Origin of the sequence: Actinomadura coerulea (assembly GCF_014208105.1) — a bacterium.
GTDB lineage: Bacteria > Actinomycetota > Actinomycetes > Streptosporangiales > Streptosporangiaceae > Spirillospora > Spirillospora coerulea.
On sequence record NZ_JACHMQ010000001.1, the window covers coordinates 6,035,001 to 6,047,752 of the forward strand.

The following is a 12,752-nucleotide window of genomic DNA, read 5'->3' on the forward strand; positions in this document are numbered from 1 at the left end:
CCCCGACGGAGCGCCGTGTTGGGGACACGGCTGGGGATTGCTGTGGGCAACTCTGTCCACCGGGGTGGTGGGGTTGTGGAAGGGATTCGCCCACAGGGTGTGAACGGGGTGTGGACAATGTCGCCGCAGAGGGGGTTCTCCCGCTGGTCAGCGGCTTTTCCACGACGTGGACAACTGAGCACGCGGGTTGGGGGCGAGCTGGGGAAGAATGTGGACGTGGAGCCGCGTCCCCGTACCCAGGTTGTGCACGACAGTTATCCACAGGCTGTGGATTCTGTGGATGGACGGACTCTTTCGGCCATGATGGGGAGGGCGGCGGCGGACGTGCCGTCCTGACCGTGGAAAGCCCGGCTGTTCTGGGGATCCACCTGTGGACGCGGCCCCGGAAAGCCCTGCTGCGGCGACGAGGGAGGTGTGCGCGACGGCGCCAACAGCCTGTGGATAACTCTCCCTAAGGAAAAGGCCCTCGCACGCGGGAGTGCGAGGGCCGGTGATCGAGGCGGCGCCGGTGGACGGCTCCGCCGGGGTGGTGGGTACCTACGCCGCGACCGCCGTCACGACGGAGGCGATGAAGATCCACCACCAGTGCCACGCCTGGTCGAGGGCGTACCGCCCCGTCCCCAGTACGAGGTTGTCGTCCTTGCCGGCTCGCGGAGCGCCGAGCCGGTAGAAGGTCCCCACGGCCTCTCCCCTGAGCCCGTGGAGCCGGTCGACGAGTTCGGCCAGCCGCTGCAGGGGGAGCCGGCGGTCGGCCCAGAAGTGGGTGACCGCCGAGATCAGCTGTCCGAGGGCGAAGCTGAAGAGCGAGATCCGCAGGTCGAACAGCGCCCACATCATGGCGACGACCAGCGCCGTGCACACGGTGTACGACACCACGTGCCGCAGGCACGCCAGGCGCCCCTTCCACATCTGGTCGCCGCGCAGACCCTTGTCCCTTTCCTGGACACCGGTCTGCACCCAGTGGTCGCCGACGTTGTGCGCGACGAGCATCGATGCCAGCACGACCACGAAGGTCAGTGCGGCAGCGATCTTGTCCGGAGACATGTCTCACCTCACGGTGTTTCCGTTGCCGGCCCGGGGGAGACCCGGGCGACCGGCTCCGAGCGCCGGTTGATCAACACCGTTCCACAGGCGGTGTCTGGCGTGTGGTCATTCGTGACCATCGCGCGATGGCTTCGCGCGAGTCGGGCCGCCTGAGTCGCGCCGCGGGGACCGACGAGATCGAGATCGCCGGGGCGGAGGGCGTCCGCGAAGCCGGCGGCTGAGATCGGGATGAGGATGCGGGGTGGTTTCTGTTGGTCTGTTCATGACCCGCGAGACTCGGCTCGGCGCCGCGACGGCGAGCGGCTCGCCACGCCCGGCGGCACGGCGTCCTTCGCGCCCCGATCCGCCCGGAGCCGCTGCCCGGCCGGGCCGGAAGGCCCCTCCGACCTGCGAACATTTGTTCGAATGCGTGCTACTCTCCCCGCATGGGGCAGTTGCTGAACGAGCCGGTCCGAGCCGAGCACGACCCGGCGGGACGGCTCACCGCGTACGAGTGGCGGGGGACGCGCTACGCGGTGGACGCGGTGCTGAAGACCTACGGATCGGCCCAGGAGGGCAGGGTCTACCGTTTCCGCGTCACCGGCGCGGAGGGCGTGGCCGTCGTGGAGCTCGGCCGTGACGAGGACCGCTGGCGGCTCCGGCACGTCTTCTCGGCCTGACCGGCGCCTGGACGGGGTCCCGTCCGGTGCCCGGGGATTCGACCGGACGTCGTGGACGCGGGTGGGCGGCATCCAGGGCGCGCCGCTCGACCTGCTGACGGCCCGCATCGGCCGACGTCACTACGCGCCGCACGCCCACGACGAGTACGCCATCGGTGTCACCGTCGACGGCACGGAGACGATGCTCTACCGGGGCGAGAGGATCTACTCGGCGGCCGGCAGCGTCGTGGTGGTCGAGCCGGGCGAGGCGCACACCGGCGGTCCGGCGCGTCCGGAGGGCTTCGCGTACCTGTGCCTCTATCCCGCCGCCGAGCTGCTGGGCGCGGCGACGGCCCTGGAGGCCGGCCCGGTACCGGCCGCCCCGCACTTCGCGAAACCGATCATCGACGACCGGGGGCTCGGCGAGGCGCTGCGCCTCGCCCACATCGCCCTGCGGCTCGGCGCCGACCCGCTCGAGGGCGAGTCGCGGCTGCTCGGCGTGCTGGGCACGCTCGTCCGGCGGCACGCGGCGTCCGGCCCGAAGGCGGTCCCGGCCCGTCGCGGGGCCGAGTCCGGGCGCATCGCGAGGGCGGTCGCGGCCCGCCTGTCCGACGAGCTGACCGCGCCGCCGACGCTCGCCGAGGTGGCCGCCGACCTGGGGCTGTCGCGCTACCAGCTCCTGCGTGCCTTCCGGGACGCGATGGGCATGCCGCCGTACGCGTGGCTCGCCCAGCACCGGGTGGCCCGCGCCCGGTCGCTGCTGGACGCGGGCCACCGTCCGGCCGAGGCGGCGACGCTCGTCGGGTTCGCCGACCAGGCGCATCTCACGCGCTGGTTCCGCCGCGTGCTGGGCGTCACCCCGGGCGTCTACCGCAACAGCGTTCAAGACAGCACATACCGCCGACCCTCATTCTGAACGTCCGCCCCGGGTCGGACCCGGGTGCCGGGGCCGATCGCGAACGCGCCCGCTCCAGGAGGCTCTCGGTGCGGAGGCGGCCCGGGCGGGCGGTCGAGATCGGAGGTCGGGTTGAGTCGCCGCGGCTGGATGCTGTTCGCGCTGATGAGCGTGCTGTGGGGCATCCCCTATCTGTTGATCAAGGTGGCGGTCGAGAGCGTCTCGGTCCCCATGGTGGTGTTCGCGCGGACCGCGTTGGGCGTGCTCGTCCTGCTGCCCCTGGCGGTCAGGGCCGGACGGCTGGACGTGGTCCGCCGCCACTGGCGTCCCCTCCTGCTGTTCACCGCGGTGGAGATCCTCGGGCCGTGGGCGCTGCTGTCGGACGCCGAGAACCGGCTGACCAGCTCCATGACCGGGCTGCTCATCGCCGCCGTCCCGATCATCGGCGTGGTGTTCGCCCGGCTCACCGGGGACGCCGAGCGGCTCGGGCCCCTCCGGTGGGCGGGACTGCTGGTCGGCCTGGCCGGCGTCGGCGTGCTCGCCGGGCCGCACCTCGGCGGCGGCAGCGCGTGGTCGATCGGTGAGGTGATGCTGGTCGCGGTCGGGTACGCCATCGCCCCGATGATCGCCACCCGGCGCCTCCAGGACCTTCCGAGCCTGCACCTGGCCGCGTTCTCCCTGACGATCGCCGCGCTCGCCTACACCGGTCCGGCCATCGCCACCTGGCCGAGCGCCATGCCCGACGGGCGGGTCCTCGCCGCGCTCGCCGCCCTCGGCCTCGTGTGCACGGCGCTGGCGTTCATCGTCTTCTTCGAGCTCATCCGGGAGGTCGGCACCTCCCGCGGCATGGTGTTCACCTACGTGAACCCGGCCGTGGCGGTCGCGGCCGGCGTCGTGTTCCTGGACGAGCCGCTCAGCGGGACGATCATCGCGTCCTTCCTGCTGATCCTCGGCGGCTCCGTCCTCGCCACCGCGCGCCGCTCCCCCGCGGCCGCCCCCGAGGCCGCCCCCGCGGCCGCCCCCGTGCCCCCGCCCGAGGACGGCGCCCAGGCCCTTGGAACCGCCGCGAAGCCCACGCCTGCGCCCGCTCCCGAACACTGAGCCCGCCCATGCCCCGACTGCCATCCCCTCACGTGAGGGGATGGCAGTCGGGGCTGGAGCCGGGGTCAGCGGAGGGTGGCGATGAACTTGCCTGGCTTGCCGATGTTTCCCGCAGGGTCGATCGCGCGGTACTCGATGGTGTGGCGGCCCTTCCCGAGCTTGCCGTAGGTGAGGCTGTCGATGACCGTGCCGTTCTCCGTGAACAGCCAGGGAGCGGACGAGTCGGTCGGCCAGCCGAAGTAGTTGAACCAGCCATCGCCGTCCACGCGGAACTCGGAGACGACCACGCCTGGACGGTCGTCCGTGCCGGTGAGCCGCATGGTGAAGGGACCGTCGAAGACGTACTCGGGCGTCCGTCCAGGACGAACCTGGCTTTGTGCCGCCTTGGACAGCTCGTACGCAACGACCGGCTCCTGCGCGTCGACCGTCCATGTACGGGCGTTGGAGCCGACCCGTGCGACGAGCGTGTGCGTACCCTTCGCCAAGCGGAACCGCCCGAGATCGATGTCTCGGTCGCCGCCCCGTACACGGCGTCCGTCCAGTACCCAGTTCACCTTGGGCACGCTCTTCACCGGGTGGGTCGTCTCCACGTAGACGGCGGAATCGCCTCCCACAGGCTTGTCAGTGGGGGTGGACGAACTGAAGTCGACGGGCACGTTCTCAGGCGGAGTGCTCACGCCGGTGTCGACCGTCCATGTACGCACCTGCGTGAGTGCGGCGGACGACCGGATGGCCGAGTCTCGGACGAAGCCGGTGGGATCGGTGACGGTCGCCTTGACCGTGTGGGTGCCCTTCTTAAGGTGCAGCCTGGACAGGTCGAGGTTCGCGCCGTGCCCGACGGTCTTCCCATCGACCGTCCATGCGACGGCCAGCGGGTGACCGGTCGGATGCATCGTTTCGACCCACAGCACACGGTCGTCGCCCACCGATGCGTTCGTGGGTGTGTTCGCCTGGACGAGGTCGACCTTGCCTGAGATCCGCTGGGTCATCCGTTCACGCGCGACCTGGTCGTAGTAGTAGCCGAGCGTTTTCATCATCGAGTGCTGGCTCGGCCTCCACACACCCTTACCGGAGTAGAGGCCACCTTCGTACCGTCCGATGGTGCCCCCGGCCTCGCTCCGCTCACCGAGCCATCGCCACCACTTCTGCTTCTGAGCCTTCATCTCCTCCTCGGTCAGAAGCGTGTGATGGATGGAGGCGGGCTCAGGGCCGGTGTACGTCCCACCAGGGACGCCTCGTTGGTAGTAGTCGTACTCGTCGTCCAGCCCACCCAGCGAGTGGCCGAGCTCGTGCGGCGCGATGAGAGCAGACATGGCGTTCCCACCGGACGCCGTCGCATAGGCGCCCCCTGCACCGCCATAGGTGTCGCTGTTCGCGAGCGCGAGGATCTGACGGTTTCCTACAGTCGTGCCTTGGACGAGGTCCGCATAAGTCTTGGCGGCCGCCGAGTCCATGACGAGAAGGCGCTGAATGCCGTCCTGCCTACAGCCGCTCCAGAAGGCCATGCTCAACGGCGTCGTGCGACGTGGTGAAGACTGTGCCGGGTCACAGCTCACGCCAGACTCACCGGACGGGGTTTCCACCGCGTACACGTTGATGTAGCTGCGATACGACTTGAACGGCTCGATGGTCCACAGGTCGTTGAGGTGCTTGGCGAGGTGTGCGCGGAACTTCGGCATGTCCGCCGCCGTGTAGCCGTCACCCAGGACCACCAGGTTGAAACGCTTCGCGGGGTCGCCGGTGACCTGCACCGGCACCACGGTCGCGTCAACGGGTCCGGCAGCCCGCGCGGGCACCGACACCAGTGACAGGACGGCCGCTGCCGCCGTCCCGATCACGATCTTCCTGCCCGTCCACATGCGCAGACCCTCCTCGCGCGGGGGCGCGCGCGGCAGGCGGGATTCTGCCCGTGCGCTGCGCCGACTCGTCCCGCTGATCAAGCGGGCCCGCCCGGATTATCGCCGGAAGATCCCGATTTGTCGCTACCGCTTGCCGCGCTGCCCGTCCGCGAGGCCCTGCGAGATCCGGTGCCCGCCCGCGCGCCGCTGCACGGCCGCCGACAGCACCGGCGCCACCCCGCCGATCCGCGCGCCGATCCTCAGCCCGAGCGGTGCCACGTCGATCTCCGCGATGTTCCGCTCGACGGCCCGGACGGTCGCGCGCGCCACGTCCCGGGGCGACCGCGTCCCGATCCCCTTGGGCAGGCTCACGCCGGCCTCCGCGAACATGCCCGCGTCCCTGATGAAGCCGGGGAAGACCGTCGAGACGCCGACGCCGTGCGGGCGCAGATCCTCGCGCAGCGCCAGGGCGAAGCCCCGCATACCGAACTTCGTCGCGTTGTAGAGGGACGCGTGCCCGGACGCCGTCTTACCGGACAGCGACGACACGAAGACCAGGTGGCCGCGGCCACGATCGGCCATCTGCGCGGCGGCGAGCTTGGCCATCACGATCGGCGCCCGCAGGTTCACGTCCAGCGCCCGGTCGATCTCCCCGATCGAGTACTCGGAGAGCAGCCCGGACGCCGGCAGCGCCGCGTTCGCGACCAGCACGTCCACCCGGCCCGCCTCGTCCAGAAGGTTCTCCGCCGCCGCCCGATCCGCCAGGTCGGCGACGACGGCGCGGCAGCCGAGCCGCTCGGCCAGCGGTTCCAGGACGTCGGCCCTGCGCCCCGTCAGCACCAGCCGCGCGCCGCGTGCGGCGAGGGCCCTCGCCAGCGCCTGGCCGATTCCGCCGGTCGCGCCGGTCAGCAGGACGTTCGCTCCGCGCAGATCCATCCCGCGATGATGGCGGATCACATTCCGATGCGCCACAGCAGCAGGATGACCGACGAGAGCACCAGCCCGGCGGTGCCGAGCGGCACGTCGCCCCACGCGATCACCGCCGCGCACGCCGTGGCCGTCAGCCCCGCGACCAGCACAAGCCCGCGGCCCCCGGACGGTCGCTCGTCCGGCACGTCCGGCTCCAGCTCGCGCTCCCAGCGCCGGAAGTCGTCTTCTGCCATCGGCCACTCCCGAAGGTCGTCCACCCGGATTATGCGGCCGTCTCGGCGTTCCGACGAGAGGAGGAAATGCGAGGCTTTCTCGAATGTTCCGTTCGGCGAGGGCCCCTTCGGTGCTGATCGCCCGGCCGCGGTTGCTAGGCTGCGGAGAGCCTGGGGGAGGCAGACGCTCATGAGCCGTTCCCGGGTTCTGACTTGATAGTCGAAGGTGAAGGGGTCCCACCGTGAAGAAGCTGCTCGTCCTCGCCGTCGTCGCACTCGGTGGCTTCGCCGTCTGGCGCAAGCTCCAGCAGGACCGCGCCGAGCTGGACCTGTGGACCGAGGCCACGTCGTCCGACAACTGACACACCGGCGACAGGCCCCGGCGTGAACGAAGCAGAGCCGATCACCCTCGCCTGCCTCGATCTCGCCGGGACCACCGTCGCGGACGGCGACACCGTCGAGTGCGCCTTCGCCGAGGCGATCGCCACCCTGGGGATCGTCTCCGGCACGGCGTCCTATGACCGTGCCCTCGCCCGCTTCCGCGACGCGCGCGGCGGATCGAAGATCGGCATCTTCCGCTCGCTCTTCGACGAACCCCGCGCCCGGGCCGCGCACCTGGCGTTCGAACGGTCCTACCACGACCTCATCGACCGGCGCGGCCTCACACCCGTACCCGGCGCCGCCGACGCCCTCACACGGCTGCGCGGCGCCGGTGTCCGCGTGTGCCTGATCACCGGCTTCGGCCGCGGCACGCAGGCCCGCGTCCTCGACGCGCTCGGCTGGTGGGACCGCGCCGACCTGACCCTCTGCCCCGACGACGTCCCGCGCGACCGGCCATGGCCCGACCTCGTCCTGACCGCGGCCCTGCGCCTCGGCGTGGACGACGTCCGCCACATCGCCGTCTGCGGTGACACGGCAGGCGACATGCTCTGCGGCCGCCGCTCCGGGGCGTCCATCGTCGCGGGCGTCCTCACCGGCGCCCACGACCACGACCGCCTCCACGCCGCCGGCGCGACCCACATCCTCCCCACCATCGCGGCTCTCCCCGACCTGATCCTGCGCACCCCCGCCAACGCCGACAGGTAGTACGCGCGGGGTGACGAGACCTGGTACCGGCCGCCCGGGGCGCGTCCGACCAGAAGGGAATGCTCGACGAGCCGGGGCGGCGACGCCACACGCCCACGACGATCGGCGAGCGTCACACGGACGTTCACGAGTGCGGACACAGACCGGTGGCACTCAGGGACGTGGTTCGACCGCCGCCGACCGCATGCCGCAGCACGGGGCGCTGGTCATCTCGACAGCCGGGAGGTCGCGCCCGGGTGCAAAGTCTCGGCGATGCGTTCCATCTGGTCGAGCTGGGCGTCGAGGGACGGCGCGGCGATGCGGCAGACGAGGTGTTCCGCGCCGGCCTCCACGTACTGGGCCAACGTGGTGGCCACTCGCTCGGCCGGGCCTGCGACGATCGCCTGAATGGTCCGGACAGTTTCGTACGGCAGGCCGTAAGTTGACCGGCAGTACGAGTCGAGCTGCCCCTCCACTTGCGCGTCGTCGCTGATCAGCACTGTGACGAACAGCGCAGGCGTGACCGCGTCCTCAGTACGGCCCGCCGATCGCACCGCCGCGAGGCCCGCCCGGTAGTCGGCGGGGTCGGGCGGATAGGGCAACCACCCGTCGTAGAGCCGTCCGGCACGCTCCAACGCCGAGGGGCTCCCCCCGGCCAGCCAGATCGGCGGCCCGCCCGGCTGGTAGGAGGGCGTGGATTCAGGCAGGTCGTCGAAGCGCAGCACCTTCCCCTGGAATGAGCGCTCGCCCGACCACATCGCTCGCCAGAGGGCCACCGTGTCGTCCAACCGTCCGAAACGGCGCTCCCACGGCACCCCGGACACGGCGTACTCGATCTCCGACCTGCCGGGAAACCCCGCACCCACCGCGACGATCAGGCGTCCCGCGGACAGGTGGTCGATGGAGGCGAGCGTCTGAGCCGCCGTTACCGGACGGCGGAACGCGGGCAGAAGGGCGGCCGTCCCCAGCGTGACGCGCTCGGTCGCCGATGAGAGGGCTGCGAGCATGGCCAGCGGCTCGATCCGCGGGCCGAGCAGAGTGTCATTCGCCCACACCGAGTCGTATCCAAGGCGTTCGGCCCGGACGGCGAAGTCGACCAGCAGGCGGGCGTCATCCCACCGAGCCCGGTCGGTAGGGAGCAGAATCCCGAGTCTCGTGTCCATGAGAGAGGAGCGTGGCCTCAACCAGGAATGACAACAACTCCCTCGAAGGAATGAAAAGAAACGGCCGCGCGACCCCGCCATGAGACGAACCTGTCCCCAGGAGGCAGCTCGGAGCCCCCGGACGACTGACGTGAAGCCGGTGCCCAACGCGCCACGGCACATCCTGAAAGGCCACCTGCCCTGGCAGGCTACGTGCGTACCAACCTCGACCCCCAAGCGGACGCAGCCGCCCCCTTGCGACCACGCTGATGACGTTCGCGCCCGTCCCCCAAATCACAGCGACGAAGTGCCTCCCCTCTCCGCCGATGCAGCCACGGCGTCCATCCTGGCGCGACCGACCTGCGTCCCGTAGAGAAGGGCCACGCGCCGAGGCCGCAGCAGCAGCCCGACCTGGAAAGCTTGCGCTCCTCCCACGGTGTACGATCGTCACCGGTCACGCCGACCGGCCGACACCGCAGGTCAGGCGACACGAGACCAGGGGCCTTAGCTCAGTTGGTAGAGCACCGGCTTTGCAAGCCGGGTGTCAGGGGTTCGAATCCCCTAGGCTCCACACACCAAAAAGCCCAGGTCGGATGCCATGTTCCGACCTGGGCTCTCGTCTCTCACGACCGCTTCTTTCGCTTCCGTGCCCGTTGCGTGCCCGATCGCTTCGTCTTCTTGAGTTCAGCCTTGGCCATCGCACTCAAAGTGTCCGCGATCTCCCGGTGCCGCTCGTCCGTCGCGTGCAGGTAGATCATGGCTGCACGGTCGCTCGCGTGCCCCATGCGCTCCTTGAGTTCCGGGAGCGTCGCACCCGCGATCGCAGCGAGCGTGTTCCCCGTGTGCCGCAGGTCATGGAACCGCACGCCCTTGAGCCCCGCCTTGTCCAGGGCCCGCACCCAGTTGCGCCGGAAGTTCGCCCGCCGGAGCAGAGCGCCTTGACCGCCGACGAAGACCAGCCCATCGTCACCGTCCTGCGCGAATGTCCTGACGTGCTCTATCAGCTCAGGGAGCACGATTGCCGGAATCGGAAGCGTCCGCGCGCCAGCCTCCGTCTTCGGAGGCCCGAAGTGCAGCGGCTTACCGGTCACTTCCACAAGCGTCCGCTCGATCCGCACCGTGCCGGCCTTGAGGTCCAAGTCACTGCGCCGCAGCGCTACAGCCTCGCCCCACCGCAGGTTTGCAAAGGTGGCCACCAGGACGAGGGCCCGGTAACGACGGTCGATCGCTTCCGCCAGGGCGAAGACTTCCGAGATGCTCAGGACCGGCCGCTCTGGCGAGTTCTCAGCCCCGCCGCCCTTGATAGTGCACGGGTTGCGTTTGATCATGCCGTCACTGACCGCCGTGTTCATGATGGCCTTGAGCAGCCGATACGCCTTAGCCACCGTGACCGCGCCGACCCCGGAGTCAAGGGGCGGCGGCGCTCAGGCCGCTGCGCGGCCCCGCGCCTGGCCGCCCGGAGCGTGCGGCGTGGGCGCCGGTCAACGGACGGCCGCGCCGGGCCGCGCGCCGCGCCACGCCCGCCGGCCCCGCCCCGACTGCCCACCGCAGGGTCGCGCCGCCGCCTTGACGAGTCGACGCCGGAACTTCCAAGGCCGTTCGGCGACGAGCACCAGGGCGTGACTGTGGTCGAGCGCCGTTGGAGTCCTCGGAGGGTTGCCGGAAGATCGGTTGCGCGTGCGCTACTGGGGAACCCCGTGGTTCCCCAGACCCCTCCTGGACCCGAAGGGCACTCCCGCGCGAATCGGTCTGTCGCGGGGTACGCGCCGTTCGCGTGGGAGCACCCTCCGGACAGGTCCGTTCGTCTGTTGCTGCCCGCGCCAGGCTGAGGTCACAGACGCGGACAGTTAGGGAGAGGAAGATATCCACAGACCGGGCTCAGACAGTGGAGTCGAGCAGGATGAAGATCTCAACCGTGAGAGGAGGACTCTACTCGGGCGGTATGTGCAATCCTCCCTTGTCGGGCCCGCTTTAGGGAGGAGGATGATCGCATGTGGTGGTTAATCCTGGGGTTCTTCGCCCTGTTACTCGCTTACGGAGTGATTTTCGATCGGCGTCTCCGTCGTCGGGGGCATCGGCTTCGAGACGGTGCGGCGCTGAGAGGCGAGATGCGCGAGAACCGTCGCGACATGCGCGCATGGGACAGAGGCTCGCAAGGAAACAGCGGAGCGGATTTGTCTTGGACGGACGAAGCACGTCGCCGCCGCGACGCCGCAGCCGATGACTGATGGCGCGGCGGTCGCGGGCATCAGGTGAGAGGCGCCGACGTGCTGACAGCAGCGGTGACAGCAACAGGGACAGACGCAGCCACACATGATCAACTCTCACCGCGAGGTCACCGGGGCGACGCGAGCCCCGGCCTTGACCGTGATCGAACCGACTAGGATGCGGCCCACCGGTCAAGAGACGCCGTGCCCGTTGCGTGCCCGATGGAGCGGTGATCAAGGGGGACTCACGGTCACTTGCGGAGTGATCGGCGAGGAGGCCCAGGTCGGAGGGGCGCCAGGTCGGATGGTGGGTCCATGATCGGCTTTGCAAGCCGGGTGTCAGGGGTTCGAATCCTCTAGGCTCCACCAGCCTAAATGCCCCCGCCCAGACCTCGGGCGGGGGCGTGCGTGCGATTAGGCCACTGGGACGATTTCCACGGCCAAAGGCCACCGGGACGCGCGCCGGAAGTTGCCCCGCCGCAGTACTCCGCCATTAGGGCCCGCGAAGACGAGCGCCGACGGATCCTCGGGGACGTGTGCCCGCAGGTGTTCCCGGATCAATGGGACGATGCCCGCCGGGAAACTCACGGTTCGCTTGCCCGCCCGAGACTTGGGAGGCCCGATTACCAGGTCACCGGTGTCCAATTCCGGGTATTGCCGCCGGGCGGACACCGCGCCGGCCTCTAGGTCGATATCCCGCCGGACCAGCGCCACGACCTCACCCCACCGAAGGCTCGCGGAGGTCGCCAGGAACACCAGCGCCCGATATCGGTCGTCATGCTCGACAGCCGCGTATCCCTCAACGGCGAGGTTCCAGAGCACGCGTTCAGCCACCTGGCGGTCCGGGAGGTCCTGAGGGAAGGCCCGGGTACGGCCGCACCGGGCCACGCATCGTGCCACGTCGGCCGCGCCCGCCCCGACCGCTCACCGCAGGGGCGCGCGCCCGCTCTGGCGAGCCAACGCCGGAGGCTTCAAAAGACGTAAAAGAGCCGGCCCTCGCGCTCAGGAGCGCGAGGGCCGGATGTTGCCGTGTTACCGGTTACTGCCCGGGGTTGGTTAGGCCCCGGACCCGGACCCGCCGTTGATCGGGCGAGCGTCGCTGTGAGCCTCGGAGGACGCCTGGTAGGCGTCGCCGAGGCGCTGGTCGTTCTCGGCCGACGGGTTGCTGGCGAAGTCGCGAGCCGCGCCTGCCAGGTCCGTCTTGGCCTCGTCGGCCTTGGCGTTGGCCTGCTGACCGTCAGTGGTCATGGTTTGTTCACCCATTTCACTCGGGGGCACGTCCTAGTCGTGCCTCTAACTTCCACAGTGGGAGGAAGACGGTCGATGGCAACTTAGCGAGCCGATGTAGATCAAGATCACAGCACAGCCGACGCCAGCGGACGGAACTCCGGGGATCTGCTGTCTTGCGTGGCTCCCGGACTCCCAGCGAACGACGTGGGACCGACCCCTTAAAGCCCGTTCGGCGATGAGCACCAGGGCGTGACGGTGGTCAAGGACCGCTGGAGCCGTCAGGGGGACTGCCGGAAGATCGATTGAGGGTGCGCTACTGGGGAACCCCGTGGTTCCCCAGACCCCTCCTGGAGCCGGAGGGCACCCCCGCGCGAATCTGTCTGTCACGGGTACGCGCCGTTCGCGCGGGAGTACCCTCCGGACCTAGCCGTGCGATTAGCGTGCGATTAG

The 12,752-nt window shown here is 69.9% G+C and carries 12 protein-coding genes and 1 tRNA gene; 6 read left to right on the top strand and 7 right to left on the bottom strand.

Annotation, left to right across the window (positions count from 1 at the left end; translation table 11 throughout):
• Positions 1-537: 537 nt before the first annotated feature.
• Positions 538-1,044: a transcriptional regulator gene (locus tag BKA00_RS27845; RefSeq protein WP_185029803.1), complete on the bottom strand. Its 507-nt coding sequence runs from the start codon at positions 1,042-1,044 to the stop codon at positions 538-540.
• Positions 1,045-1,469: 425 nt separating this feature from the next.
• Here BKA00_RS27845 and BKA00_RS27850 point away from each other — a divergent pair, with 425 nt between their 5' ends.
• From BKA00_RS27850 to BKA00_RS27860, 3 genes are all read left to right on the top strand, one after another.
• Complete coding sequence (locus BKA00_RS27850) at positions 1,470-1,703, top strand: hypothetical protein (RefSeq protein ID WP_185029805.1); 234 nt, start codon at positions 1,470-1,472, stop codon at positions 1,701-1,703.
• Entirely contained in the window at positions 1,660-2,598 is a 939-nt protein-coding gene (locus tag BKA00_RS27855) for a helix-turn-helix domain-containing protein (protein WP_185029808.1), read from the top strand. Before BKA00_RS27850 ends, BKA00_RS27855 begins: the two co-directional genes overlap by 44 nt.
• A 111-nt stretch (positions 2,599-2,709) precedes the next feature.
• Positions 2,710-3,678, top strand: coding sequence for a DMT family transporter (locus BKA00_RS27860; protein ID WP_185029810.1), 969 nt, complete (start codon positions 2,710-2,712; stop codon positions 3,676-3,678).
• 65 nt (positions 3,679-3,743) lie between these two features.
• Here BKA00_RS27860 and BKA00_RS27865 read toward each other — a convergent pair whose 3' ends face one another.
• The 3 genes from BKA00_RS27865 to BKA00_RS27875 form a co-directional block, all read right to left on the bottom strand.
• On the bottom strand, positions 3,744-5,537 hold the full coding sequence (locus tag BKA00_RS27865; protein ID WP_185029813.1) for a M64 family metallopeptidase: 1,794 nt from the start codon (positions 5,535-5,537) through the stop codon (positions 3,744-3,746).
• Between the two features lie 123 nt (positions 5,538-5,660).
• Positions 5,661-6,452: an SDR family NAD(P)-dependent oxidoreductase gene (locus BKA00_RS27870; protein WP_185029815.1), complete on the bottom strand. Its 792-nt coding sequence runs from the start codon at positions 6,450-6,452 to the stop codon at positions 5,661-5,663.
• A 17-nt stretch (positions 6,453-6,469) separates the two neighbouring features.
• On the bottom strand, positions 6,470-6,679 hold the full coding sequence (locus BKA00_RS27875) for a hypothetical protein (protein ID WP_185029817.1): 210 nt from the start codon (positions 6,677-6,679) through the stop codon (positions 6,470-6,472).
• Positions 6,680-6,900: 221 nt separating this feature from the next.
• On the opposite strand from BKA00_RS27875, the gene BKA00_RS38375 reads away from it, so the two are divergent.
• Complete coding sequence (locus tag BKA00_RS38375; RefSeq protein ID WP_021592723.1) at positions 6,901-7,020, top strand: DLW-39 family protein; 120 nt, start codon at positions 6,901-6,903, stop codon at positions 7,018-7,020.
• A gap of 22 nt (positions 7,021-7,042) precedes the next feature.
• Entirely contained in the window at positions 7,043-7,744 is a 702-nt protein-coding gene (locus tag BKA00_RS27880; protein WP_185029819.1) for an HAD-IA family hydrolase, read from the top strand.
• 206 nt (positions 7,745-7,950) lie between these two features.
• On the opposite strand, the gene BKA00_RS27885 is transcribed toward BKA00_RS27880, so the two are convergent.
• On the bottom strand, positions 7,951-8,886 hold the full coding sequence (locus tag BKA00_RS27885) for an LLM class flavin-dependent oxidoreductase (RefSeq protein WP_185029821.1): 936 nt from the start codon (positions 8,884-8,886) through the stop codon (positions 7,951-7,953).
• A gap of 477 nt (positions 8,887-9,363) precedes the next feature.
• Between BKA00_RS27885 and BKA00_RS27890 the strand changes: the two genes are divergently transcribed.
• A tRNA-Ala gene (locus BKA00_RS27890) sits at positions 9,364-9,436 on the top strand.
• Positions 9,437-9,488: 52 nt separating this feature from the next.
• On the opposite strand, the gene BKA00_RS27895 is transcribed toward BKA00_RS27890, so the two are convergent.
• Together BKA00_RS27895 and BKA00_RS27900 are read right to left on the bottom strand one after the other, a co-directional pair.
• The gene (locus BKA00_RS27895; protein WP_185029824.1) at positions 9,489-10,250 is read right to left on the bottom strand and encodes a tyrosine-type recombinase/integrase; all 762 of its coding nucleotides are present in this window, start codon (positions 10,248-10,250) and stop codon (positions 9,489-9,491) included.
• Between the two features lie 1,878 nt (positions 10,251-12,128).
• Positions 12,129-12,320, bottom strand: a complete 192-nt coding sequence (locus BKA00_RS27900) for a hypothetical protein (protein ID WP_185029826.1) — start codon at positions 12,318-12,320, stop codon at positions 12,129-12,131.
• Positions 12,321-12,752: the final 432 nt, after the last annotated feature.

Excerpts from the sequence above, each read along its gene's own strand:
- BKA00_RS27850 (WP_185029805.1), top strand. The coding sequence starts at position 1,470 with ATGGGGCAGTTGCTGAACGAGCCGGTCCGAGCCGAGCACGACCCGGCG.
- BKA00_RS27900 (WP_185029826.1), bottom strand. The coding sequence starts at position 12,320 with ATGACCACTGACGGTCAGCAGGCCAACGCCAAGGCCGACGAGGCCAAG.
- BKA00_RS27865 (WP_185029813.1), bottom strand. The coding sequence starts at position 5,537 with ATGTGGACGGGCAGGAAGATCGTGATCGGGACGGCGGCAGCGGCCGTC.
- BKA00_RS27885 (WP_185029821.1), bottom strand. The coding sequence starts at position 8,886 with ATGGACACGAGACTCGGGATTCTGCTCCCTACCGACCGGGCTCGGTGG.
- BKA00_RS27870 (WP_185029815.1), bottom strand. The coding sequence starts at position 6,452 with ATGGATCTGCGCGGAGCGAACGTCCTGCTGACCGGCGCGACCGGCGGA.
- BKA00_RS27845 (WP_185029803.1), bottom strand. The coding sequence starts at position 1,044 with ATGTCTCCGGACAAGATCGCTGCCGCACTGACCTTCGTGGTCGTGCTG.
- BKA00_RS27875 (WP_185029817.1), bottom strand. The coding sequence starts at position 6,679 with ATGGCAGAAGACGACTTCCGGCGCTGGGAGCGCGAGCTGGAGCCGGAC.